General features: G+C 44.1%; 20 protein-coding genes. 6 read left to right on the top strand and 14 right to left on the bottom strand.

Going from position 1 to position 23548, the window contains the following annotated elements; translation table 11 throughout:
• Window positions 1-295 precede the first annotated feature (295 nt).
• Both AC19MX_RS19750 and AC19MX_RS19745 read right to left on the bottom strand, forming a co-directional pair.
• On the bottom strand, window positions 296-538 hold the full coding sequence (locus AC19MX_RS19750; RefSeq protein WP_498299616.1) for a hypothetical protein: 243 nt from the start codon (window positions 536-538) through the stop codon (window positions 296-298).
• 104 nt (window positions 539-642) lie between these two features.
• Window positions 643-1110, bottom strand: a complete 468-nt coding sequence (locus tag AC19MX_RS19745) for a hypothetical protein (protein ID WP_498299615.1) — start codon at window positions 1108-1110, stop codon at window positions 643-645.
• 348 nt (window positions 1111-1458) lie between these two features.
• Between AC19MX_RS19745 and AC19MX_RS19740 the strand changes: the two genes are divergently transcribed.
• Window positions 1459-2049: a protein tyrosine phosphatase family protein gene (locus AC19MX_RS19740; protein WP_498299614.1), complete on the top strand. Its 591-nt coding sequence runs from the start codon at window positions 1459-1461 to the stop codon at window positions 2047-2049.
• Window positions 2050-2215: 166 nt separating this feature from the next.
• On the opposite strand, the gene AC19MX_RS19735 is transcribed toward AC19MX_RS19740, so the two are convergent.
• From AC19MX_RS19735 to AC19MX_RS19720, 4 genes are all read right to left on the bottom strand, one after another.
• Window positions 2216-3175 (bottom strand): hypothetical protein, encoded by a 960-nt coding sequence (locus AC19MX_RS19735; RefSeq protein WP_498299613.1) that lies wholly within the window; start codon window positions 3173-3175, stop codon window positions 2216-2218.
• 244 nt (window positions 3176-3419) lie between these two features.
• The gene (locus AC19MX_RS19730) at window positions 3420-6104 is read right to left on the bottom strand and encodes a TonB-dependent receptor domain-containing protein (RefSeq protein WP_498299612.1); all 2685 of its coding nucleotides are present in this window, start codon (window positions 6102-6104) and stop codon (window positions 3420-3422) included.
• A gap of 83 nt (window positions 6105-6187) precedes the next feature.
• A complete protein-coding gene (locus AC19MX_RS19725) occupies window positions 6188-9004 on the bottom strand; it encodes a beta-helix domain-containing protein (RefSeq protein WP_498299611.1) in 2817 nt (938 codons plus the stop codon).
• Between the two features lie 229 nt (window positions 9005-9233).
• Entirely contained in the window at window positions 9234-9554 is a 321-nt protein-coding gene (locus AC19MX_RS19720) for a hypothetical protein (protein ID WP_498299610.1), read from the bottom strand.
• Between the two features lie 396 nt (window positions 9555-9950).
• Between AC19MX_RS19720 and AC19MX_RS19715 the strand changes: the two genes are divergently transcribed.
• Window positions 9951-11159, top strand: coding sequence for a potassium/proton antiporter (locus AC19MX_RS19715; protein WP_498299609.1), 1209 nt, complete (start codon window positions 9951-9953; stop codon window positions 11157-11159).
• A 61-nt stretch (window positions 11160-11220) separates the two neighbouring features.
• Here AC19MX_RS19715 and AC19MX_RS19710 read toward each other — a convergent pair whose 3' ends face one another.
• The 7 genes from AC19MX_RS19710 to AC19MX_RS19680 all read right to left on the bottom strand — a co-directional run bounded on the left by AC19MX_RS19710 (window position 11221) and on the right by AC19MX_RS19680 (window position 18733).
• The gene (locus AC19MX_RS19710; protein ID WP_498299608.1) at window positions 11221-12438 is read right to left on the bottom strand and encodes a TonB family protein; all 1218 of its coding nucleotides are present in this window, start codon (window positions 12436-12438) and stop codon (window positions 11221-11223) included.
• Entirely contained in the window at window positions 12438-12812 is a 375-nt protein-coding gene (locus AC19MX_RS19705) for a BlaI/MecI/CopY family transcriptional regulator (RefSeq protein WP_498299607.1), read from the bottom strand. Before AC19MX_RS19705 ends, AC19MX_RS19710 begins: the two co-directional genes overlap by 1 nt.
• Before the next feature lie 182 nt (window positions 12813-12994).
• A complete protein-coding gene (locus AC19MX_RS19700) occupies window positions 12995-16213 on the bottom strand; it encodes an efflux RND transporter permease subunit (protein ID WP_498299606.1) in 3219 nt (1072 codons plus the stop codon).
• A gap of 16 nt (window positions 16214-16229) precedes the next feature.
• The gene (locus AC19MX_RS19695) at window positions 16230-17492 is read right to left on the bottom strand and encodes an efflux RND transporter periplasmic adaptor subunit (RefSeq protein WP_498299605.1); all 1263 of its coding nucleotides are present in this window, start codon (window positions 17490-17492) and stop codon (window positions 16230-16232) included.
• Window positions 17493-17666: 174 nt separating this feature from the next.
• Complete coding sequence (locus AC19MX_RS19690) at window positions 17667-18077, bottom strand: hypothetical protein (RefSeq protein ID WP_432309032.1); 411 nt, start codon at window positions 18075-18077, stop codon at window positions 17667-17669.
• 44 nt (window positions 18078-18121) lie between these two features.
• The gene (locus tag AC19MX_RS19685; protein WP_498299604.1) at window positions 18122-18298 is read right to left on the bottom strand and encodes a DUF3012 domain-containing protein; all 177 of its coding nucleotides are present in this window, start codon (window positions 18296-18298) and stop codon (window positions 18122-18124) included.
• A 69-nt stretch (window positions 18299-18367) separates the two neighbouring features.
• Complete coding sequence (locus AC19MX_RS19680) at window positions 18368-18733, bottom strand: SpoIIAA family protein (protein ID WP_160056017.1); 366 nt, start codon at window positions 18731-18733, stop codon at window positions 18368-18370.
• Between the two features lie 263 nt (window positions 18734-18996).
• On the opposite strand from AC19MX_RS19680, the gene arfB reads away from it, so the two are divergent.
• From arfB to AC19MX_RS19660, 4 genes are all read left to right on the top strand, one after another.
• Entirely contained in the window at window positions 18997-19413 is a 417-nt protein-coding gene (gene arfB, locus AC19MX_RS19675; RefSeq protein ID WP_188956206.1) for an alternative ribosome rescue aminoacyl-tRNA hydrolase ArfB, read from the top strand.
• Between the two features lie 100 nt (window positions 19414-19513).
• Entirely contained in the window at window positions 19514-19966 is a 453-nt protein-coding gene (aroQ, locus tag AC19MX_RS19670; protein WP_498299603.1) for a type II 3-dehydroquinate dehydratase, read from the top strand.
• A gap of 6 nt (window positions 19967-19972) precedes the next feature.
• Window positions 19973-20365: a DUF3859 domain-containing protein gene (locus AC19MX_RS19665; protein ID WP_498299602.1), complete on the top strand. Its 393-nt coding sequence runs from the start codon at window positions 19973-19975 to the stop codon at window positions 20363-20365.
• 89 nt (window positions 20366-20454) lie between these two features.
• The gene (locus AC19MX_RS19660) at window positions 20455-21462 is read left to right on the top strand and encodes a class I SAM-dependent rRNA methyltransferase (RefSeq protein WP_432401130.1); all 1008 of its coding nucleotides are present in this window, start codon (window positions 20455-20457) and stop codon (window positions 21460-21462) included.
• Between the two features lie 66 nt (window positions 21463-21528).
• Here AC19MX_RS19660 and AC19MX_RS19655 read toward each other — a convergent pair whose 3' ends face one another.
• A complete protein-coding gene (locus AC19MX_RS19655; protein WP_498299601.1) occupies window positions 21529-23301 on the bottom strand; it encodes an alkaline phosphatase D family protein in 1773 nt (590 codons plus the stop codon).
• Between the last annotated feature and the right edge of the window lie 247 nt (window positions 23302-23548).

Here is a 23548-nt window from a genome sequence, read left to right as displayed (position 1 = left end):
GAAATTCTCTTTGAAGTGGTCAATATGCATGGTGTGCTCCCGAAAAAAGGGAGTATAAGATCATAGCGAGATGTTAACGTCAAATAGTGCGTCAAATTGTTCAAAAAACATTCACGATCTCGCCCTGCATTACCGGCTGAGCTTAAAAAGAAAAGAACAAATGCAAATTTACTCATAACCATCCTTAGAATATACGCCCAATTGAGCGGAGAGAGATTGTTGGTTAAAATGCTTAACGCCAAAGTCAAAACCGTGTTTTTTCGACGCTTTGTTAAATTCTGTTTCACTACAACACCTATTTAGATGAATCTTTTACTATTTCAAGCCAATGTTCAAATGAATCAGCAGGCCAATTATTATCAATTTTTAGCCGGTCTATTGGATAGGCCTGCCTCTTAGAGCCAAACCAAGTAAAATAGGAAACTGTTTCACCATTTTCATCAGGCTCTTTAGACAATGGAACATCCCACTCAAAGATATAAAATTCAGTACCTAGCGGAAAATCCGATTCTTTTGGTAAAATTCTACGCTTAAACATTACTGATACTCATTTAGAAATTTAAAGCCGCATTAAGCGAAAAAATAGTGGGTTAAAATAGAGCGAAGCCTACAGCCCACGGTTTTTAGTCCTTGTTTAACTGCTTAGTTAGGGCTTACTTGTGAGGCACTCTTACGGTATATTTTTATATATGAGTAGAAAAAAATAAACCATACCATACTAAATATTCCTGGTGTCATGGCTTCGAGGTATGAACCTAAAGCAAGGTAATATTCCCCATTTTTTGATAAAAAAACAATCGTAAATTCTCCTGGCTGATAATTGGCTGCAAACTTCTTCTTTGAGCTACATATTGCAATATCACCAGGCTTGGCATTTCTGACAATGACGTTTTCGTTGGTCGATAAAATGTTAAGTTCAACTTCTAAAGAGCAAGCTTCACGACCAAAAAGCTCTTCATATCCAAAATAAGACTCTATCACTTCAGCTTCGACAATTTTTGAATCTGACGTTTGAAAAACTTCATAAACAAGCGCAGGGGTGAAAACAACCACACCAAAAAAACTAAAAAATGTCAGGGCAAAAAAACATATACCTTTAATCTTCTCCATAACAGAATTGATCCTTGGAAGCCCTAAAAGCTTATTGAAGAACTTGCTCAGTAAAGCCAGCCCCTTAACGTATTGATTAATATCATCCTACATTTACTATCTTATTGTTGTAAAGCGATTAAACGTTACACCGCCTATACATAAAGACGTTAATAGCCATAGGCGCAGAGCACAAAGATAGAGCTCGATTCTGGCTCTACAACATCACCGAAATAACGGTAGGCTTGGCCTGCTCAAGCAGTCACTGTAAGCAGGTCACTTTTATCTGCAAACATAACAATGATATGGTTAACTTGAACACAACAAAAGTTCATCACACGCTATCACGTATCAACTCAAGGAAACCACATGAATACACCACAAGGTTTTAACCTACTGTCCACCAGCATATTAATGTGTTGTTTGTTTTTCAGCGTGGGAGTGTACAGTGTGGGAGTGAATAGTGCAGAAAGTACGACGAATATCGACACCAGCAAACTGGGTGACATTAAAGCGGTTAAGTTTAATAACCCACAAGTGATGACCTCGGGTTTACCCACAGAGCAGCAATTTGAACAACTTGCTCAAGCGGGTATTAAAACCGTGATAAACCTTATCCCTAACGACAATCCAAATGCATTACCCAATGAGCAGAACATCGTCACTCAACTGGGCATGAGCTATCACAATATCAGTGTTGATTGGCAAAACCCTACACAAGAAAACCTAGCGCAGTTTTATAGCCTGATGCAGCAAAATGGCGATGCACCAGTGCTAGTGCATTGCGCCGCTAATTACCGCGCCTCTGCCTTTTATTATTTATACCAGGCCAGCCAAAACAAAGCGCCGTCAATGGCCGAGGCGCTAACGCCATGGGGCGATTTACAACAAAGTTTTGTAGAATATCCACAGTGGCAGCAACTTATTGAAGAAACAACGCAGCAATATCAAACCCAATAGCCAGACTGAAAAAACCAAAGCAAGAGCTGGCACTCTCCTAGTAACGCTTAAAAACCGGGTTATAAGCACTCGAGGAGGATGGCTTTAAGCGATACCCTTGCCTGTATCTGTATCTGTATCTGGCCATTGCCATTGCCATTGCCATTGCCATTGCAAATAACGTTATCTACTGCGGCGTACCAGCACTGTTCAAATCCATTTTATACACAGGTGCAGGGATCATCTCTGAGGTGATATAAATACTCTGGCCATCTTGACTAAATCCTACCGCTTCAGCTTGCTTTATTGCTGGCAGAGTAATCTCTAGTGGCGTTGTTGAAAACAAGCTTAACCAATCACCGGGTTGAGTGCGGCTAAAATAAAACGCGTGGGTGTAGGTTAAAACGACCGCCGATAACCCATCAGCAGAGATATCCATCGCGGTGGGCTTTCCGGCAAACCCTGCCCAGGTATAAATACTGACATAATCGAGCACTGCGGTAGGTAAAGGTGCAATTTCACCGAGTCTTTTAGCTTGTTTATTCATAACTTGAGCAGGTGAATTATTTGAGCCACTTTGTGCTGACGGAGCCATTAAAGGTAGCTCGTATAATATTGGCAGCGTATCGCGTTTGGTTAATAGCAGTATTTTACCCTTTACACTGTCCACCGCGACTGACTCACAATCGTGAGCCCCATCTGGGTAAGTAAATGTCATGCTCCAAACGGGTTGGGCCGACAGGTTTTTTTGGCCATTGAGCAGGCTTAAATCGGGCTCTTTGATCAAATGTAACTGATACTGCGATCGTTTCGCCTGGTTATCACCCACATCGGCGATCAATAAATACGATTCGCCTTGATAAACAAACGAGGCGATATCTTCCCAATCGGTATTCTTTACACCAGTAATATTGAGTGTGGCTAATTGCTGCCCCTGGGTATCGATAGCAAAAATCCTTGCCGTATCACCACTGTCGTTGTGCACCCACAATATATTGTCATTAATCCGTGATACCGCTAATCCACTTGCTTCGTCAATAGACGGCGCTGTAATGCTGCCCGCCTGGCTCATGCCTGTTGGCATCGCACAAGCACTGGTTGATAACGCTAAGATTAAATAGAAAAAAACTGAAATACGCTTAAACATAATGATGAGTTACTCGAGCAGCCGCTGGCAAAAAGTAGAGGTATGTTGGGTATATTAACAATATTGAGTTGAAAAAGATTGATAAAACATATCGTGCGATAATCGCTCACATGACAGTAAATGGAATAAAAAAGGCCACTTTCTTTGTTCCGAAGAAAGTGGCCATGCACGTTTTTAGTGATTGAAATGATGAGTAAAAACCACTAAAAACCAGTACTCGTTTTAATCTTAACTGACTAGAACATTAATACTCATAGCTAAACTGTAAAGTGTATTCTGTGCCAGGGTCTTTTGCATACACTTGGTAGTCTTGCTGCTCGTACTCGGTTGTTTCACCTAAAATATTTTGGGCTTTCAATTTCACCGTGGTGCTGGTTGTTGGGAAGAAAGTATAGGTAAAGTCCAGGCTATGAAATGGCTTTTCATATACGTCATCTAAGCCGCCACGTCCGCCATAAGCAATGCGTTCACCAAACACGTTATACACCAAGGTAGCACTGTGATAACTGTCTGATGAGTCGTAGCTCAATTGCACGTTAGCCACCCATTGTGAATGCCCTGTCATTCGGCGAGTTTGATTTGTTGGGTCGATTTCGCCGTTAGGGGCGATATCAATCTCAGAGTCCCCTACCGTTAAGTTACCGGCAACAAAAAAGTCTTCCCAAATGCTGCCATCACTGCCGAGGAATTCAAGTTCTTGCAAAAACTCAGTTTCGACACCGAAGATATAACCCGACTCGGCGTTATAAAACTTAAGCTGGCGGCCTGCTTCTGAAATACGCTGAATCGGCTCAATCGGCGCATCGACATCTTTATAAAATGCACCCACGCTGAAGTTGTTGCCCGAGTCTGAGTAGTACTCCCAACGTAAATCGAGGTTTAGAATGTCTGAACTTTCTAACTCTGGGTTACCGAAAAAATCAAAACCGGTAACGGGATCTTGAAAGCGCACCGGCGAGACTTCACGCAAGTCTGGACGCACAATAGTTTTACTCGCACCTAAACGCCATTGTGTGGTGTCGGTTTGTTTCCAGGTTAATGATAACGATGGGAACCAACCGTCTTCGGCAATCACATAATCGGCTAATTCGTAACGGCCGCCTTCGTCTGAAATCTCACCCTCTGGATCGATTGGCAATGTTACACGGCGAAAGTCTTCGTAACGCAAACCAGCATATAGGCGCCATACATCGTCAAAGTCGATATCCATACTGATAAATGCGGCATCGTTTTTCTCGGCAGCAATGTAATCTTCAGTATCGGTTGATGCATCTTTAAGTTCTAAATCTAGCGTGTCGTTGCTGATGTTGCTGTCTGAGAATATATCGTCAAAATCACCGGCTAAAATGTTGCCGTTGATGTCGGTTGGGCTTAAATCAACATCTAAACCTAAACGCGTGGCATAGCTTTCGCGGGTGCGCTCAAAGTACTCATAGCCTGCGGTAAGCTTAACAATTGCATCATCGAGATTGATTGGGTAGCTGAAATCCCAACCGTAGTTCGTGCTGTCGTCGTTGAGGCGACTATAAACGTATTTTGGCGCATCTTGAGTATTAAGATTACGCGACAAAAGCTCGTTGTTGTCGTCTAACACCACGTTGTAAGTGTACGACACTTCATTAGGGGCATAACGCTCAGAACGGGCGTCAGAATACTTCCAGTTAAACTCGGCATCATTTAAATCTTCAATAAAATGATGGCCTTTAATTTGGTTACTGATCAGCGATCGCTCTTCATAATCGATATTATAAACTTGCAACGCATTTGGCTCACCAAGAGTATCGATGGTTTCTTCAATCCCAAGCGACACATCATCTGAGGTGTCTTGCAGGTAAGTGGTGAAGGTTTCGATTTTGTGGTTGTAGCCAATTTCTAATCCTAGGTTAAGCATGCCCGACACTTGCACAATCGAGTCGGTGCCCACGGTGTCTTTTTGGTTTTCAATTTGAACCTGGCTGCTGTCGCCGTCTAACTCAACTTCACGTTTGGTGTAGTTTTCGGCTTGTTTTTTATAAGACACTGCCGACAAAGCACCAAAAATAATGTCGTCGCTAATGTCCCAACGATCGCCAATGGCAATGTCGCCACGCACGGCAGGATCAGTACTTTGATTTTGTATCGTCATATCGCGATATAAGCCTAGGGCCAGGTCGCGGTTAATTTTTTGTGCTGCAGGGTAGTTAATCGCCCCGTTTGAGCCACTTACGATATCAATTGGGCTAATGCCACCATATTGATTAATGGTGTCATTAATGGTGCTCGGCATATTGCGGGTGCCGTCATCCTGGCCGGTCCAATCATTGCCACCGCCATTGTAAGTGTAGCTGTCGTCTGAGTCGTTAGTATTGTAACGGCCGCCCACTGAGGCTTTAAAAAAGAAGTCTGACGGAATAGATTTAGTGCGAATATCGACATGTCCGCCACCAAATGCGGCAGGCGAATTAGCTGACGCTGATTTTTGCACCGACAAAGATTCGATGATAGATGCAGGGAACATATCTAAAGGCACAACATTGCGAGTTGGGTCTGGCGAGGGCACGGTAGCCCCGTTTAATGAGGTGCTTGAATAGCGCTCACCTAAACCACGCACATAAATAAACTTGCCATCTTTAAGGGTTAAACCGGTCACACGACGCAGCGCGGCGGCTGCGTCACCGTCACCGGTTCTTGAAATTTGTTCTGAGCCCATAATATCGGCTACAGCAATTTGTTCACGACGTTCTTCAGTGGCTTCTGATGCTGAGCTGCGTAAACGCCCGGTCACTGAAATAACTTCTATCGGTTCAATTGGAATCACTTCACCAGGGTCACGAACAGGCGCTGGTTCTTGCGAGTATACGGGGGTAGCTGTTAATAACGTTGCCGCAGAAATCACAGAGAGAATGGCAAGGCTTAACTTATTAACGGTAAAACTCGGCTTGGTTTTCATACTTATACTATCCTGTATGCGGTTCAGAGATAGCCGCCCTTGCGAGCGGCTATTAATAGGTCACTGATTTAGATTATCAAGAATTACTGTGGCTCAAATGCCCAACCTTGACGCCAGTCAGTCTGGCCATCGAATGCACCAATAAAGTTGGTTGATTCGAAGAAGCTGTCATCAATGCTTAAGTCCTTACCTGTACCAAGTAGCGTTGTATCGCTTGTTGCTGGCATGCCATCGGTAATGCTCACCACTGAAGTTGAGTTACCTTCTTGGCCCATAAACCAGGTTTCTGTGCTTATTGCGGTAGTACCTGAGGTTTTAAATGGCTCATTACAATCAATGATTGAGTGAGTCATCACTAGCGAACCGTCATTAACGTTATCCACTAGACTCGATACCGAACCGTCAAGCTCTAAACACTCGCCTGATTCAGTCTCTGCAGTGCTGCCTTTACGACCTTGTACCAGTATGTTGTAAAGCTCACCTGCTGTACCGACACGCAGTAAGATACCTTCGCCGTTGTCGCCGCTAGCATTTGGCATATCAACACCCGGTAAAATCGTGAAGTTAGCCAGCTTTGGTGCTGACACCGGTGTTGCCGCTGCGCCTGAGCTATTGCTGTCTGCTTCGATACCACGGTTTGCGTTGCCATCTTCATGGGTGATGTACACAAACTGTGCCTTACCGGTCCAACCGTTAGTCCAATCTAATGAATCGTCAAAGTTTTCAGTTAGGTAAACATATTTTAAGTTAACTGCACCGCCCCAAAACTCTACGCCATCATCGCCATTAGCATGCACTTGAATGTGGTCAACTTGCGTACCACTGCCCACTGCTGCAAACGAGATACCGTTCATTTCTTGTGTATCGTTCACTTTAAAGCCGGCATACTTAACAACAACGTAGCTGATTTGGCCGCTGTTATCGGCATTGTCGTTACCACCATAAGGGAAGTCACCGACCTCAAACGAAGCATCACATGCGTTTTTATCTGGGCATGTGTTAGTTAAGCCTTTACCTAAAATAACCAAACCACCCCATTGACCACGGTCAGCGGTTGCACCGGCAATCACATCTTCTTCAGACGTCATCACAATAGGATAGTCAGCACTACCTTGAGCCATAATTTTAGACCCACGGCTTACGGCAATATAGCTGTTAGAAGTAGCAAATAACTTAGCACCAGCTTGAATAGCAAGGGTTGCTGATGTGCCTTTATCGGTACCGACAAGCACTGCGCCGCCATCAATTTTGTACATTACGTTTTGGCCCGCAAGCAGTGTGGTGTTGCTTAACACGTTGCCTTCAAGCGTACAGATTAAGGTCACAGATGAATCTTTATATAAACCTGCTACCGCGTCAGAGGCCGTTGTACCCACAGGGCAAGACGTCATCACAGGGAGCTCGGCAGGAGTAGTATCAACATCGTCATGAATGGCGGTAGTCCAACCCGCTGTCCAGTCATTTGTGCCATCAAAAGCACCGATATAGTTGGCGTTATCCAAGCGTGCATCAACGTTGCTTAAGTCAGCTTTGCCGCCCGTTAATGCAACCGATGATGAATTAGGCATGTAGTCAGTTAGATCAGAGGCACCCACTAGGTTACCATCCTGGCCGTTAAACCAGGCTTCAACATCTAATGCCAACGTCGTGCCAGCTGCAGCGTCGACTTTGGCATTTTTAAAGGGTTCAACACAGTCAATTAAGCTGTTTTGCATGGTTAACTCAGCGGTATTAGCATTGTTAACGGTGGCATCGTCGTTCACTTCTAAACATTCACCAGAATCTACATCGCCTTTAACTAACACGTTATAAGCGTGAGCGCCTGTGCCTTTACGGAATAAAATACCTTCAGCATCGTCACCGCCGCTATTGGTACCGTTAGCCACTTGAATGGTGATGTTAGCTAATGCAGGTTGCGACATAGGTGATGCTGCGGCATCGCTGTTGCTGTCTGCTTCAATACCACGGTTAGACGCATTATCTGCCAGACGAATATAAACGTGCTGTGCACTACCTTGCCAACCGTTGGTCCAATCTAACGAGTCATCAAAGTTTTCGGTCAGTACCACATTAGAAACCGATACATTACCGCCCCAAAACTCAAGGCCGTCATCGTTATTCATGTGAACTTGTACGTGATCAACTTCAGTACCCGCACCGACACCCGCAAAGCTGATGCCATTCATTTCCTGGGTATCATTGATTTTAAATCCACCAAATTCGATGCGTACAGATTTGATTGAACCAGAGTTATCTTCGGTGTCATCACCGCCGTAACTGTGATTGCCCACTTCAAATGATGCCGCACAATTGGTTAAATCTGGACAGGTATTCACTGGTGCATTACCCAATAATACTAAGCCGCCCCATTGACCAGCCTCGCCCTCTTCACCTAAACCTGCTTCAACCGAGGTAAACACGATAGGTGCAGTGGCGGTGCCTTCGGCCATGATTTTTGAACCACGGCTAATCACTAAATATGAGTCGCTGCCACCTAATAGTTTAGTGCCAGGTAAAATCGATAATTCAACTGAGTTTGCATTGTCGCCACCCGCAACAACTGCGCCGTCTAATTGCCATACCACGTCGTTACCTAACACAATTTTGTCGCCATCTTGGCCGCCAGTGCTAATGGTTGAGGCTGCTGTAGAAGGCGCGAGTGTGCCTTTTAATACCCAAACTTCTTTACCATCAACCGTTGTCGCGCTTTTTGTCGCAAAGCCGCTATAAGATAATTCTTGAGCACTCTGGGTTGGTGTTGTTGGCGCAGTCGGTGTGGTAGGTGTTGTGGTTTCATTTCCAGTGCTGATATTGATATCACCACCACAACCCGCTAGACCTAGCGTGGCAGCAAGCGCTGTAGAAAGAGCAGTCAGTTTAAAAATATTTTTCAGTTCCATTGTCATCTCCGAAGACGGACGTAAGCGTGTGAGTTAGTTGGCTGGATGACAAGCTAACGTGCAAAAATGACAAAAAGACTGCGCAAAAATGACAGTAACATTTCAATAACATTGCAGAAATATGCAAATCCAATGAACATGCGGCTTAGAAGGGATTTATGGCTGAATAAAATCTTAACAAAAAAGACAAAATAATAACGTTACTTGAATATTGGCAACACAAAACGGTTCACATCACAGCTGCGTAAAGAACCCATAAACCAAATACTAAGGCGACGAGCCCTGCTGGCTTAAACCAGCTTACGCAATGTTTTGCGGCCGTTACGGCAAATTTTTTATGGTGTTTTTCTGTCATAAAAACTAACACAATAGCAACTATAAACAACAGGTTACCAATAAACTCAAATACAAGTGGGTACGCAGTGTTGTGTGCGTCTAATAACAAGACTGCACCAATAGCTAAGCGCGAGAGGATTTCAAAATAATGGAAGTAGCGTTTGCGACTAAAGACAATAATCGCATCAGCAAATGCGACTGGTTTAAGGAGCATAAACAATCCGAAACAACAGATGCTAATGCCCCAAATACTGATTAATATGGCCATGTTAAGCCTGTAAAATAATGCTCATACAATATATTAGCACCGAAAAAATGTAATAAAAATGTTAATCTCTATAAGTGAGTTTTTGACTACGAGACTTAATTGACCCGCTTGTTCGATTAGGTTGCTAAATAAGTTGTTTATGAGTCAATATCACTAGCAGAATACGTTAAAAATCCACAGAGAACATCAGCGGTTATATTCACAAAACTCTTAATTAAGTTAAACAGCAACTCACTGACAAGGTATGAATAAATATTAATAAATGCTCATAAAACCAGTTTAGGCTAATTTAATGCTAAAATAGCCATAATATACAGCCTTACTTGCCTATGGAGTGCCAATATGCCACCAGATATTATTATATTAGGAATATCAATCCTTATTGCTATCGGCATTTTACTCCATCACCCATCGAAAACACTGGGCTTACCGTCATTATTGATTTTTATGGGCGTTGGCCTGGCTTTTGGTAATGGTGAATTTGGTTTTGTTTACGACAATCTTCAACTCACATCGGCAATAGGTACCGTTGCACTCAACACCATTGTGTTTGTGGGCGGCCTCAATACGCCAATGAAACACATTCACTTTGCCTGGAAAGAAGGCGGCATGTTGTCGAGCGCTGGCGTTATTCTCACAACCGTTATTTTTGGCTTTATATTGAATGCGTTACTCGATTTTAATCTCATTACTTGCATGCTGTTTGCTGCAGTAGTGTCATCAACCGATGCGGCGGCGGTATTTTCAATTTTAGAATCTAAAAAGCTTAAGTTAAAACAAGGCACTGGCACTATTTTAGAATTCGAATCGGCCACAAACGACCCCATCGCCCTGCTCATGGTTATCATGCTCACCGACTTTATTATCAATAGCGCTAACGGCGCGCCAACGGCGTTATCTATCGCCACAAGCTTAGGGCAACAAATTGGTGTCGGCGCGGTCATCGGCTTATTAATGGGTAAATTGTCGGTTTGGGCACTAAACAATATCAAACTGCCAGAATTTGGACTTATCCCGGTGTTTATCCTGGCGACATTTGCTATTACCGTTTCCAGCACTGAAATTTTAGGCGGTAACGAGTTAATTGCGGTGTACATTGCTGGGGTCATTATTGGTAACTATTTAAAGAAAGGGGCTGAAGTCAGTAAGCATTTCTTTAATGGTATATCCTGGTTAGCACAGTCATTAATGTTTATTATCTTAGGCTTACAGATATTCCCTCAACAATTAATGCCGGTATTTACTATCTCATTATTGCCCGCAGTACTGCTTATTATGGTCGCTAGGCCATTAGCGGTGCAGTTATGTTACTTACCTTTTAGGCAAGCAAGTTGGCGTAAACGCTTGTTTGTATCAATGATTGGATTGAAAGGGGCGACACCGATTGTATTTGCACTTATCCCAGCCGCCGCTGGAGTTGAAGGCTCACGAGAAATGATCCACATGGTGTTTTTCATCGTGCTGATTTCGGTCATTGTTCAAGGAGCAGCCATTGAACCGTTGGCGAATAAATTGAAGTTAAACTTACAACCTAAAAAGCCTGATTTATAAAAATGATTCAATGCCCCATAGCAATGAGGCATTGAATCATTTTCAGTATCTTTGTTATTTGTTATTTTACCGTGATTCTCTCGACTGATTTCTCAGGTTGATGGATCACATAATCTAACTGTACTTGTAGGCCTTTAAACCCAGTTGCAGAAGGTTGATACTTCCATTGCTTAAGGGCTTCAACAGCCGAAGTATCAAACACCCCTTTAGGTGAAGCCTTAATCACATTCACATTAGCTATACTGCCTGCTGGGTTAATATCAAACGACATTTGTACGTAACCATTTACCCCTTCTTTAGCAGCATTAACCGGATAAGTAGGCTCAATTCTAATGACGGGTAACGCCATGTCGCTCGTTGTATTGGCAATATTCACTTGGCCACCGGCATGGGCTTGTTGATTAAACATAAAGGCACCAACACCGATAGCCAATGTCATACCAATCAATACTAAGGTGCTTTTTCCATGTTGTTTTTTCATCTGTAAAATCCTCTCTTTTAAGATAGTTTTGTCCCCATAATGGGTGTGTAACATGCTTAATGGTGCATGTTGTGAATAGGCCAATAACGTGTTGCTATAGGCAATTTTAGAATGGGCTTCCATGTGGGCTGTCACTTGCGCATCACAAGACAATTCTTGATCGTGTCTAAATCGACGGTATGCCAACCACATCAATGGATTAAACCAAAACAGCACCGTCAAACCATAAGCCAAAATATTGCTCCACACATCACCACGTTGATAATGATAAACCTCGTGTTGAAGAATGGCTTGCTGCTGGCTTTCATCGAGTAATGTAAAGCTCGTTGGCACTAAAATACTCGGAGCAATCACTCCTGCTAGCATTGGTGATTCGATATCTGGATGGACTAATACGTTAAGCTTTACTGAAGGAATATCTAGCTGACGTCCACGCTCGATTAACCGTTGCAGGTAGCCGTATTCCATCACGATATTAGCGACTAAAAACGTGATAACGATACCGTAGAGATATGGCAGATATAACAGGTCAAATAAGCCTGCTGACAACGCAACCGTGTCGGTCGCAAACACGTAGTATTGCAGCATGATTATCGACGTGTTATTGCTGGAAAATCCATTAAAAATCGAGGGCAATAGCATTTGTAATACGTCAGCAAACACGAAAACTGGCACTATGATCCACATAAAATAGGTGTAGTGTGCGCCTAGTTTAGACAGTAAAAGGCGGTGCGAAACCAATAACACTATACACACTACACTCAGTGAAATGGTTTGTTCCATAAACCAATTAATCATCACTTTTGCTCCTTTTTCCAGTCATCAAGTAAGGTTTGCAGTTCAGCAACATCGTCAGCAGACAACTTATTTTTTTGCGCAAAACCAGCCACCAATGGGGTTAATTTACCTGCAAACATACGCTCAACAAACGACACCGATTCTTTCAGCGTATATTCTTGCTCGGCAATTAATGGTGAGTAATGGTAAACCCGACCTTGTTTTTCAAAGCTCACAGCTTGTTTTTTAACTAAGCGATTCAGCAAGGTTTTAACCGTTTTTTCATGCATATCGTGACTATGCTCTAAGGCATCCACAATCTCACTAGAGGTCAATGGCGACTGCAGCCAAAGCTGCTGCAACACGACTAATTCACTATTACTGATTTCTTTCATGCTATATCGCTCATTTGTTGTTAGAACTTGTTAGGTGACGAATGGATTACAGATGTAATCCATTTATTTAAATTACAACTGTAATCCTAAATAAGCAAGGTTTATTTTTAAGCAATTTAAGAATAAAAATGAAAAAGCCTAATCAGATGACTAGGCTTTAGATTGAAATGTTATTGAGCTAATTAGCTTTGTTTCGATGATAACTTATCTCGATACAACCACTGATAAACCGTCGGCAACACCAGTAAAGTCAAAGCAGTTGAGCTAAACAAGCCGCCAATGATCACCACCGCTAATGGTTGTTGAATTTCACTGCCCACACCAGATGATAACAAGATAGGTATCAGCCCCAATGCAGAGGTGAGTGCTGTCATTAACACCGGACGTAACCGCCCTACCGTACCTTGATAAACACTGTCGTACAGACTTTCATCTGATGATTGTCTGCGCTGGTTAATCGAGTCCACCAGCACCACACCATTCAACACAGCAACACCAAACAAGGTGATAAAGCCGATTGAACTGGGCACCGACAAATAGGTGCCAGTGGCATATAAGGCCACTACGCCGCCGATTAATGCTAATGGCACGTTAGCCATAATCAATGCCACCTGTTTGAGTGACCCAAACGAGAAATACAACAATAAACCAATAAGTGCGATAGAAATGGGCACCACCAACATTAGCTTTTGTTGCGCCCGTTGCTGGTTTTCATATTGGCCGCCCACCACAACCGTATAGCCAGCAGGTAAGTCAGCTTGTGGCACTATGGCATAAATATCGTTGACCACCGAGCCCATGTCCCGCCCCGATACGTTGGCTTGCACCACCACTCGGCGCTGTACATCGTCACGACGAATATTCGGCGGCGCCATTTCAATCACCACATCAGCAAGATCGCCCAAGCGCACAATCGCGCCATTAGCACCACTGAGTAGCAAATCTTCAATCGCATCTGGCGCATTACGATATTGCGCCGCTAATCGCAGGTTAATGTCATAACGGGCATTGCCATCAATCACTTGGCCAGCACTGGCACCACCAATACCTTGAGTGACTAAACTCATGACTTCATCGACGCTAATACCATAGCGAGCGAGTACTTCACGTTTAGGCCGCACCACTAACTGAGCTTCACCGCTGACTTGTTCTAGCGACACATCAACCGCGCCAGGAATGGCAGCGACTAAATCGGTTAACACCTGACCTTTTTCCGACAAGATGCTTAAATCTGGACCAAATATCTTAATCGCTAACTGCGCTTTAACGCCCGATAACAACTCATCGACTCGAGTCGCTATCGGTTGTGAAAACGTTAACAACAATCCTGGAAATATCGAAAGCCGTTGCTCCATCAAACGCTGTAGATCAAAGCGATCACTTGCCGATGTCCATTGCTCTATCGGCTTAAGACCAATATATATTTCAATATTACTCACAGGTTCAGGGTCGCCGCCAAGTTCTGGTGCCCCTATTCGACTTAACGCATATTCCACCTCGGGAAACTCAAGCAGCATGGCTTCAATTTTAGGCGCAACGTTAACCGAAGTAGCCAAACTGGCTGTAGGCGCCAGTGTCACCCGTAAATTAATCGTGCCCTCTTCTAATTCTGGCACAAATTCGGTACCGAGTTTTGGCAATAACAGCATGCTTGCAGCAAACAAAACAACTGCCGCTAACATCACCGATTTAGGGCTTGATAGTACCAGTGTCAGTACTCGTCGATAGACTGCGTCAATGGGGGCCAACATCTTGCTTTGACGCACCACAATACCGCGTTTAAATAGAAATACCGCCAATGCAGGCACCGCAAATAACGCCACCACTAATGCCGCCATCATGGCAAGAATAATACTCACGGCCATGGGTTGAAATAATTTACCCTCTACACCTTCTAGGGCAAATAACGGCATAAATACTACGATGATAATCGCTGTTGCAAAGAAGATAGGGCTGCACACCTCTTTTGCCGCCAGCATGATCCTAATCGCCATGCTTTGGGTTGCAGATTCTGATTCACTATCTACATCGCTATCTACATCACTATCAACATGAGCTTCAGTAGATTGGTTGGTGCCAGTTTCGCCGCTAACATGTTTAAAGATGTTTTCGACCATCACCACTGAACCATCAACTAGCATACCGATCGCGACAGCAAGACCACCTAAAGACATTAAGTTAGCCGACATGCCGTAGTAAGACATGATCAATAACGCGATCCCGATCGACACTGGGATCGACAGTAATACCAACAATGTCGCCCGTATATTGACCAGAAACAACGCCAAAATAATCACGATAAACCCAAAGGCCATCAATAGCGCTTCAACCACAGTAGTGACCGCTTTATCGACTAAATCCGCCTGGTCGTAAAACACCTCAAATGACACGCCTTTTGGCAAGGATTGCTCAATTAAACTAATACGTGAATTGATGTCATCAATAGTGGCTTTGGTATTGGCGCCCATGCGTTTAAGCACAACGCCAGCAACCACTTCACCCAGCGCTTGTACATCGGACGACGAGCCATTAGCCGCTACTTGCCTACGCGACATGGTCACTGCACCGACTCTTATTTCGCGACCGAAAGCCACATTAGCAATGTCGGCCACTCGTATTGGCGTGCCATTGATTTCGGTTAACGGAATGTCGGCAATGGCTTGTAAACCTGCGTCGCCAGCGGGCAACAAACCATAACCACGAACCACTAATTGCTCTTGGCCTTGGTCCATAAACCAACCACCAGCATTACGATTATTACTTTCCAATGCTTGGCTAACTTGGGTCATAGACAAGCCATAACTGCGCAGTTTATTAGGGTCAACTTGCACTTGGTATTGCAACACCTCGCCGCCAAACGACAGCACTTCAGTTACGCCACTCACTGGCATTAAAATCAGCTTCACTAAATAGTCATTTAAGCTACGCAGCTCAGATGTACTGATATTGGTTTCGGGTTCCGCCCGCAAAATGTATTGATAAATTTGCCCTAAACCTGAGGTGTTTGGGCCAATTTCAGGGGTGCCGACACCCGCAGGAATCGACTCTTTTGCAGCTTGCAGTTGTTCAAACACTTGCTGACGTGCAAAATAAATATCGGTACCTTCGGCAAACACCACGGTCACTAACGATAAACCAGTACGCGATAATGAACGCACCTCGGTCACCGCCGGTAATGCATACATTGCCGATTCGACAGGATAGCTAATCAGCTTCTCGACCTCTTCTGCCGCCAAACCTTCCGCTTCAGTATTAATGGTCACCTGCACATTAGTGACATCCGGAAACGCATCTAAATTTAGTTTTGGTAACATGAATACCGATGCCACCACAGTGGCCAGTAATCCAAGTAACACCAATAACCGCTTTTCAACGGCAATCTCAATTAATTTATATAACATAATGATGCCTTAGCGCTTAGTGGTTATGGATATCAAAGCCAGATTTGGCTTGCTCAGATGCTAAGAAAAACGCACCTGATACAACAACGCGAGTTTGTGGGGATAAACCACGAATAAAACTCAGTCCGCGTTGACGCTCCACCACAGAAACTTCTACTGCACTAAATCCACCATCTTGTTCTATGAACACCTGCCAGTCACCGTCACCACTGCGTGTTAACGCCGCATCTGGCACAATAAACCCAAGCGGCTCTGCCCCTTGATTTGCTGCTAGGTATAATTCAGCAAACTCACCAGCATGTAAGTCATGCCCAGGGTTTGCCATACGCACTAATACTTGCTCAGTGCGGGTTTGCGAGTTAATTTCATGAGAACGTCCAATAATGACACCCTCTCGAGTACGGCTTCCCACTCGCACCAAAACATCGGTGCCCATATTGACTTGATCTGCTTGTAATGGCGTCAGTTCTGCCTCCACCCACAAATACGATTCATCAGTCAGTTGCATCAAAGGTGTGCCCGCGGTTAGCACTTGTCCTAATGTGGCAATATCTTGCTGAACCCGCCCATTTATGGGAGCCAATAACTGAAACTGGCCAATTGAACTAGGCGACGTTGCTAGCTCGGCTATCTGTTGTTTGGACATCATTACCGACTGTAAAATGGCACGTTTAAGCTCTGCGTTGACTTCGGTTTGCATCCGCTGACTTGCACTAATCGTTCCTTGGCTCATGCGCTTTATGCGATCCCACTCCGTTGCAGCATTAACGTAATCGGCTTGCGCCGCGGCAATATCAGCCCCGCCGATAGTCAATAATGGTTGGCCTTTTTGCACCTGTTGCCCTGGCACCACATGACGCTTAAGCACCTGCATATCTAATTGCGGCGCTATGGTGATAGTTTTGTCTTTATCTACAACCAGCTGAGCGGTGGCTACAGCCTGTAAATTAAACGCGGTCGCACTTAACTGTGCCACTTCCACTCCCGCGAGTTGGCGCTGTTCTGCACTTAAGGTTAACAACGACTCTTGATGAGCCGCCTCTGTTGATTCACTGCTGGCTTGCACAGGCGAACTAGACAGTGCAAATAATGATAACAATAGCGCTGCACTGAACAATAATGCCCGCGAAACGCTGGAGTTAGTGCGGTCATATTTTCGAATGCTTGGCGCAACATTTAACTGAGCATGACTCACAAAATGATTCACTAAATGGCTCAACATAGCGTTGGCATTTAATGCTGCCAATAAAGGTAGTGCTGGGACTGATTTGATTTTCATGGTTAATCCTAAAAACAATCGAGACCGTCGACAATAAATATCAACGGAAATAGGCTTAGCCACCGTCATTCAAGCGAGATATCACGCCATAATGGAATGCAAAAAAGCATTCATTAGCACAATAACAGCGAATATAGAGGTGAAGCTAAACAGTAAAAACGTGTTTTAAAGGGATTAAACGATAGGAGGGCGATAAGTAGGGAAAGACTCAGGAGGTAAATAGTTAAGTTTGGTATCGGTAAAAAGGTCATGAAAATGTTCACTAACAACATTATCGTTAAGCTTAGCAAGTGCCACATGACCACCATGACACTGACAATCTAAACAGACATCAACTTGCTCAACATCGGTAACATTGTCAGCATGCTGATGATCATCATTTACCGAATGCAGCAATGAACCGTCAAGTGCACAAATACAATCGACACACTCGACGAGGCTTATCACTTCGGTAGTAAACTGAAGATGTGGATGGTTATTTTGCTCTTCGCTGCTGTTACCCGCGTGTAATTGATGCGCACCTAAATTGGCACCCACAAATTGCAGTAATACTAAAGCAATCAATAATTTGGCTATGTTAGCCATAAAAGGCAAAACGGTATGACTCAACCACCCACTCCTAAACGATATTATTTAAATACGCAGTGTTTTGCGTAATCAGCGGCTTCATTTGCACTCCAATCGCCACTTTCTTTTTCTTTCATTTGCTTACACCAAGCATCGCTGCCGACTTCAGGTGCACAAGCGGTAAGACTAAGGGTTAATAACAATGCGCTTGAAGCAGCAACTAATTTTGATAAAGACATAAATAAGCTATCCTTTTCTAATAAATATTCGGAATTTGTTGACCCTTTTCGGTATCAGCAAACCATAAACTAACACTTTGAACGTTTAGCAATCCACGCAATAGCATCTTGTTTTTGCGATAACGGAAACCATGCTACCTCACCTTGCATAAATGGTCCCATTAAACGTACAGCATTACCCACCCAATCTGGGCCGCCAACAAACACTAGCGCATCAAAAGCAGGTAATTGCACTTCACCACTGCCGGTTAATGAACCAAAGTCCCAGCCTTCGAGCAATACGTCGGCTTCGATATACAAACACACCTGATCCCAATCTTTACGATAGGCACGAATAGCAGGCTGTAAACGGGTACGGTAATCTGGCGCAGATAAGCGACCACTGACAAATAAGCTAATGACACCCTTGGTAATATCGGGGATTTGACACAACATAACGCTAACTCCAGCCTGATCATCAGGCGATAGAACAGGCTTTATACGGTGATGCTATCGTGTAAAGCAATAATGGCGCTCATGATAGCAAAACTCTGCAATTGATTTCATTAAATATGTAATAACTCAGAGCACAGTCAGAGTTTTACTGGTGTCGTGGCGAGTCAACGCTAAGACTCATAAATGGCCACCGCTGAAATACATACCCAATTACGGTATAATGACCTGATATTGAATAAATTTAAGGGGACTTCCTCAACAGAATGATACAAATTACTCAACGAGTCATATTGCAAGACAACGAAGTCGAATGGCAGTTTGTTCGCTCAAGTGGCGCTGGTGGCCAAAATGTCAATAAAGTATCAACAGCGGCCCAGCTTAGCTTTGATATTGCGTCATCGTCATTGCCTGAATTTTACCAACAAAAGCTGTTAGCTAAAGCTGACCACCGCATTACTAAAAGCGGAAAAATTGTCATTAAATGTCAACAATCAAGAAGCCAGGATTTTAATCGCCAAACCGCGTTAGAACAATTTATTGAGCTGGTAAAAAGTGTCGGCATAGTACAAAAGAAGCGCATACCGACCAAAGCGACCAAAGGCAGCCAAACAAGACGAATAGAAACCAAAAAGCAACGTGGCGCCACCAAAGCTATGCGTCAAAATAAAACCGGCTATTAATGCATATTTAGCCGTGAGATGAACATTTTTAGGTTTACCACGCGCGCATCTTCAGTAAGAATGGACTCATTCGCTTATCGCCCACTACACAGGAAGTCCCATGAGCAGCACTGCCAAAGTTTTAGTGATTAACGGCCCTAATCTAAATTTGCTTGGCCGTCGCGAGCCGGGTCACTATGGCCATCAAACCTTAGCTACTATTGTGAGCGATTTAACCGATGCCGCAAACCAGGTTGGTGTTACGTTAGAGCACATTCAATCGAACGCTGAATACCAGCTTATTGATGCGATTCATGCAACCGATGCCCAGTTTATTATCATCAATCCTGCCGCATTTACCCACACCAGTGTAGCCCTGCGTGACGCGATACTCGGCGTTGCCATTCCGTTTATTGAAGTGCATTTATCCAATGTGCATGCGCGTGAGCCTTTTAGACACCATTCGTATTTTTCAGACAAAGCCCTAGGGGTTATTTGTGGGCTAGGTGCACAAGGTTATGATTTTGCTCTGCAAGCAGCGATTAAGTACCTAAAAGAGCACAGCAAAGGTTAATCTGATTTGAGTAAGCTAAAAGCCGACGTCAGCATTGTTTATAGCGGTATATTCAGCCAGTGGGACAACCAGAGCGATGACTTGCCACGTTTTTTAGAGGCAACAGTTCACGTTCCCGCCGTGATCGATACAGAGTTTGGCTTTATTGCTCGGATCAAAAAAGCCAAAAACCAAGTATTAACCTACTGCATATATCATCCTGATATTCCTGATGACGATGGTCATATTCGACCACCGTTTGATGGGACGGTTTATATTAAAGAAAACGATTGGCGCTTTTACTTGGGTGATTGCATTTGGGCGCCCGTGAGTAATAAGCTCGGTAACTGGCGAATGACGCTTATGCTTAATGGCAAAATTATTGCCGACAAAACCTTTAAGGTATATCTCCCCGAATAAAGTGAAGCTTTATCGATAATCTCGCTACCACATTCGAGGTGATTGTTTGCTATACTCCGCGCAAATTGCCCCGCCATTATCGAGTGTCCATGTCTATTCAAGCTGTTTTAACTGATGCGTTAGCGAAACGCGCTGCCTTTTTTGAGCACGCTAAGCAACATAACACCGATTGTTATCGGGTATTTCATGGCACTGTAGAAGGCGAAAATGGCCTTAATATTGACCGTTACGGCGATGCGTGGTTAATCCAAACATTTCACCAGACATTATCAGACGAGCAACTGGCAGAGATTTCAAGTGTGCTGACCGCTCATGCTGACTTTCATATCGTTTACAACGATCGCTCAGGCAGCCACTCACGAGTCGCCAACGCTGGCGTAAACGAAGCCCAGGATTACGCCCAAACCGAACAAGTTATCCGTGAAAACGGCATTCTATTTACCTCTAAGCTACGCCACGAAGGTCAAGACCCGCTGTTGTTTTTAGACATGCGCATTGGTCGTGAATATGTCTGCGACAACAGTAATGGTAAAACCGTGCTTAACCTGTTTTCGTACACTTGCGGCATTGGTATTGCCGCAGCCATGGGCGGCGCGCGTAAAGTGATGAATGTCGATTTTTCATCATTTGCACTTGAAGCTGGGCTAAAAAATGCCGAGTTAAACAAGGTCACAGATGTGTGTGAATTTGTGCAAAGCGATGCGTTTCCGGCGCTGCGTCAATTAGCGGGTTTACCCGTTGGCGGACGTCGTAATCAAAAACTGCCTAAATTCCCAAAACTGCGAGCAATGCAATTTGATTTAGTGTTTTTAGACCCACCACGCTTCGCTAAAAGCGCTTTTGGCATTGTCGATTTAGTGAATGATTACCAGGGTTTATTTAAACCTGCAGTGCTCACCACTAAAGCAGGTGGTAAAATTGTGTGTTGTAATAATGTCGCCAAAGTTGAACGCCAGGCATGGTACGACAGCCTGGTGCGCTGCGTTGAAAAACAGGGGCGTAAAGTCACTGCTACACAGTGGTTAGACTGCCATCAAGACTTCCCTGCATTTGATGATAATCACCCATTAAAAATTGTCGTCCTGACGATAGATTAATCGACAGTCGATCGACCATTTACAGCAAACAATTAAGCCACCATTAAGGTGGCTGAATTGTTTTGGTTAACCCAAAAACTGACTTACCACTATTTGTGGATTACCCACGGCACTCGTTGCGCTGTAATTACGCGCATCTAAACTCGTAAAGCTTTTGTCTAAAATGGTATCTACGTATTGCCAATCACTGCTTACTGCATCTGCTGTGAAAGTCAATAATAAATAACCGCGATCTTTTAAGTTAGCGTATTTAAGGTCGCTAATTAAGCCCACGATAGCCGCTTCGGTTGCAGGCATCTCAGCATCAGACAAACCTAAGTAATACTCAAGCCCAGGTGACGATACTGAGCTGGTAGCAAATTCAACACCCACGACACTTCCGTTGGTGTCTGTTAACTCACTTGCCCAGGCATTATGGGTGTCGCCCGCAATTACCACTAAATTATGATTTAACGATTTGGCGGTCGCGTAAATCACTTCACGCTCGTAGGCGTAACCGTCCCACGCGTCTAAATTGTACGGAATAGATGGCAATTGTAATAATACCATCACCTCTGGGGTCAACTTGTCTTGATTAGCTTGTAAGTACGCCAGTTGTTCTGCCGTTAATGTGCTGTCCCCAGCTTGTGCTCGCCCTGCCAATTGGGCTATTCCGGCAAGTTCAGCAAATTGTGGAATACTCATTTGCTGAGTTGCAATGGCGGCTGGCATTAACATTTTACCCATTAACACCTGTTGTCCTAATACCTGCCATTTAGCAGTAGACTGCAACAAGGTTTGCTGTAGCCACAATAGTTGTGTTTGCCCTAGTAGCGTGCGGTTGGTGTCGGTGACCGCAGTCAAAAATGTGTCGCTGTTAAACGATCCGGTGGCAGGGTCAATGTAATCGCCGTATTCTAATTGTTTGTCGCGACCCAGCACACGAGTATCGAGCATGTGCAAATCAACCAAGTTACCGAAATTAAAACTTCTGTAGATTTCTTCATGATTACCTTCACTCCAGGGGCGGATTGGCAGCCACTCAAAATAAGCTTGCAGTGCAGCAGCTTTGCGTTGGTCAAAATCACCTTCACCGTCGTTATGATTTTCAGCGCCGTCTTTCCAGGTATCATTGGCGACCTCATGGTCATCCCACACCGTAATAAACGGCACTTTAGCATGCAGTTTTTGTAAACTGGCATCACTTCGGTATTGGCTATATCGAGTACGATAATCGGCTAACAAAAACAGTTCACCCTCAGGTAAAACTTCACGCCCTAATGCGGCAGCATTTTCGCTGGCATATTCACCACGAGCATACTCATACAAGTAATCTCCTAAATGCACCACGGCATCTAAATCATCTTGCTGAGCAGCCATTTCGTACACATTAAAATAACCCGCAGGGAAATTGGCGCACGACATCACCGCAAGCTTAACCGAATCAACACTGCCCTGTGGTAAAGTGCGAGTTTGCCCCACCTCCGATACGTTTTCGCCCGCGTTAAAGCGATAAAAATATTGTTGGCCGGCCACTAATCCCACGGCATCAATTTTAACGGTATAGTCGCGGCTATCATTAGTAACGGTTTTGCCATTTGTGACCAAATCAGTAAAGTCACTGTCTGTCGCCACTTCCCATGACACCGTTATATCGCCTGGCGTATCTGGGGTGACTCGCGTCCATAAGATCACGGCATCTGTGGCTGGATCACCACTGGCAACACCTTGTAAAAACTGACCTGAAATAACATCGTCGTCATCACTATTACAACCCATTAAACCGTAAGACACGACAACAGCACCAACGCCCTTGGCCGACATAGCTAGAAAATCACGACGAGTGACAAACCGTTTCATAAACAAATCCTTATTTTTACTATTCACATGCGGCTATGTCAGTCATAGCCAAAGAGGTCTAATAAGCGCCTATTGTGAAAGTAAACGATGACATAACAGTGACAAAATCATGACAACCCCGCCTTGCCTGCACCCGTAAACGATTTTCAAATAATGTCTGTTCATACGCGGCTTTTTAACGTGAAACGAACTGGCTAAAAAATAAATTGCGCACAATGTAGTTGCGTTTTAATTTTCGCTTAGTTAT

The organism is Shewanella sp. MF05956, assembly GCF_059758055.1.
Note: the sequence above shows the minus strand (reverse complement) of the source record. Positions and strands in the feature narration are given on the sequence as shown.

Coding starts and splice junctions, on each gene's coding strand:
- AC19MX_RS19750 (WP_498299616.1), bottom strand. CDS start 538: ATGTTTAAGCGTAGAATTTTACCAAAAGAATCGGATTTTCCGCTAGGT.
- AC19MX_RS19745 (WP_498299615.1), bottom strand. CDS start 1,110: ATGGAGAAGATTAAAGGTATATGTTTTTTTGCCCTGACATTTTTTAGT.
- AC19MX_RS19740 (WP_498299614.1), top strand. CDS start 1,459: ATGAATACACCACAAGGTTTTAACCTACTGTCCACCAGCATATTAATG.
- AC19MX_RS19735 (WP_498299613.1), bottom strand. CDS start 3,175: ATGTTTAAGCGTATTTCAGTTTTTTTCTATTTAATCTTAGCGTTATCA.
- AC19MX_RS19730 (WP_498299612.1), bottom strand. CDS start 6,104: ATGAAAACCAAGCCGAGTTTTACCGTTAATAAGTTAAGCCTTGCCATT.
- AC19MX_RS19725 (WP_498299611.1), bottom strand. CDS start 9,004: ATGGAACTGAAAAATATTTTTAAACTGACTGCTCTTTCTACAGCGCTT.
- AC19MX_RS19720 (WP_498299610.1), bottom strand. CDS start 9,554: ATGCTCCTTAAACCAGTCGCATTTGCTGATGCGATTATTGTCTTTAGT.
- AC19MX_RS19715 (WP_498299609.1), top strand. CDS start 9,951: ATGCCACCAGATATTATTATATTAGGAATATCAATCCTTATTGCTATC.
- AC19MX_RS19710 (WP_498299608.1), bottom strand. CDS start 12,438: ATGATTAATTGGTTTATGGAACAAACCATTTCACTGAGTGTAGTGTGT.
- AC19MX_RS19705 (WP_498299607.1), bottom strand. CDS start 12,812: ATGAAAGAAATCAGTAATAGTGAATTAGTCGTGTTGCAGCAGCTTTGG.
- AC19MX_RS19700 (WP_498299606.1), bottom strand. CDS start 16,213: ATGTTATATAAATTAATTGAGATTGCCGTTGAAAAGCGGTTATTGGTG.
- AC19MX_RS19695 (WP_498299605.1), bottom strand. CDS start 17,492: ATGAAAATCAAATCAGTCCCAGCACTACCTTTATTGGCAGCATTAAAT.
- AC19MX_RS19690 (WP_432309032.1), bottom strand. CDS start 18,077: ATGGCTAACATAGCCAAATTATTGATTGCTTTAGTATTACTGCAATTT.
- AC19MX_RS19685 (WP_498299604.1), bottom strand. CDS start 18,298: ATGTCTTTATCAAAATTAGTTGCTGCTTCAAGCGCATTGTTATTAACC.
- AC19MX_RS19680 (WP_160056017.1), bottom strand. CDS start 18,733: ATGTTGTGTCAAATCCCCGATATTACCAAGGGTGTCATTAGCTTATTT.
- arfB (WP_188956206.1), top strand. CDS start 18,997: ATGATACAAATTACTCAACGAGTCATATTGCAAGACAACGAAGTCGAA.
- aroQ (WP_498299603.1), top strand. CDS start 19,514: ATGAGCAGCACTGCCAAAGTTTTAGTGATTAACGGCCCTAATCTAAAT.
- AC19MX_RS19660 (WP_432401130.1), top strand. CDS start 20,455: ATGTCTATTCAAGCTGTTTTAACTGATGCGTTAGCGAAACGCGCTGCC.
- AC19MX_RS19655 (WP_498299601.1), bottom strand. CDS start 23,301: ATGAAACGGTTTGTCACTCGTCGTGATTTTCTAGCTATGTCGGCCAAG.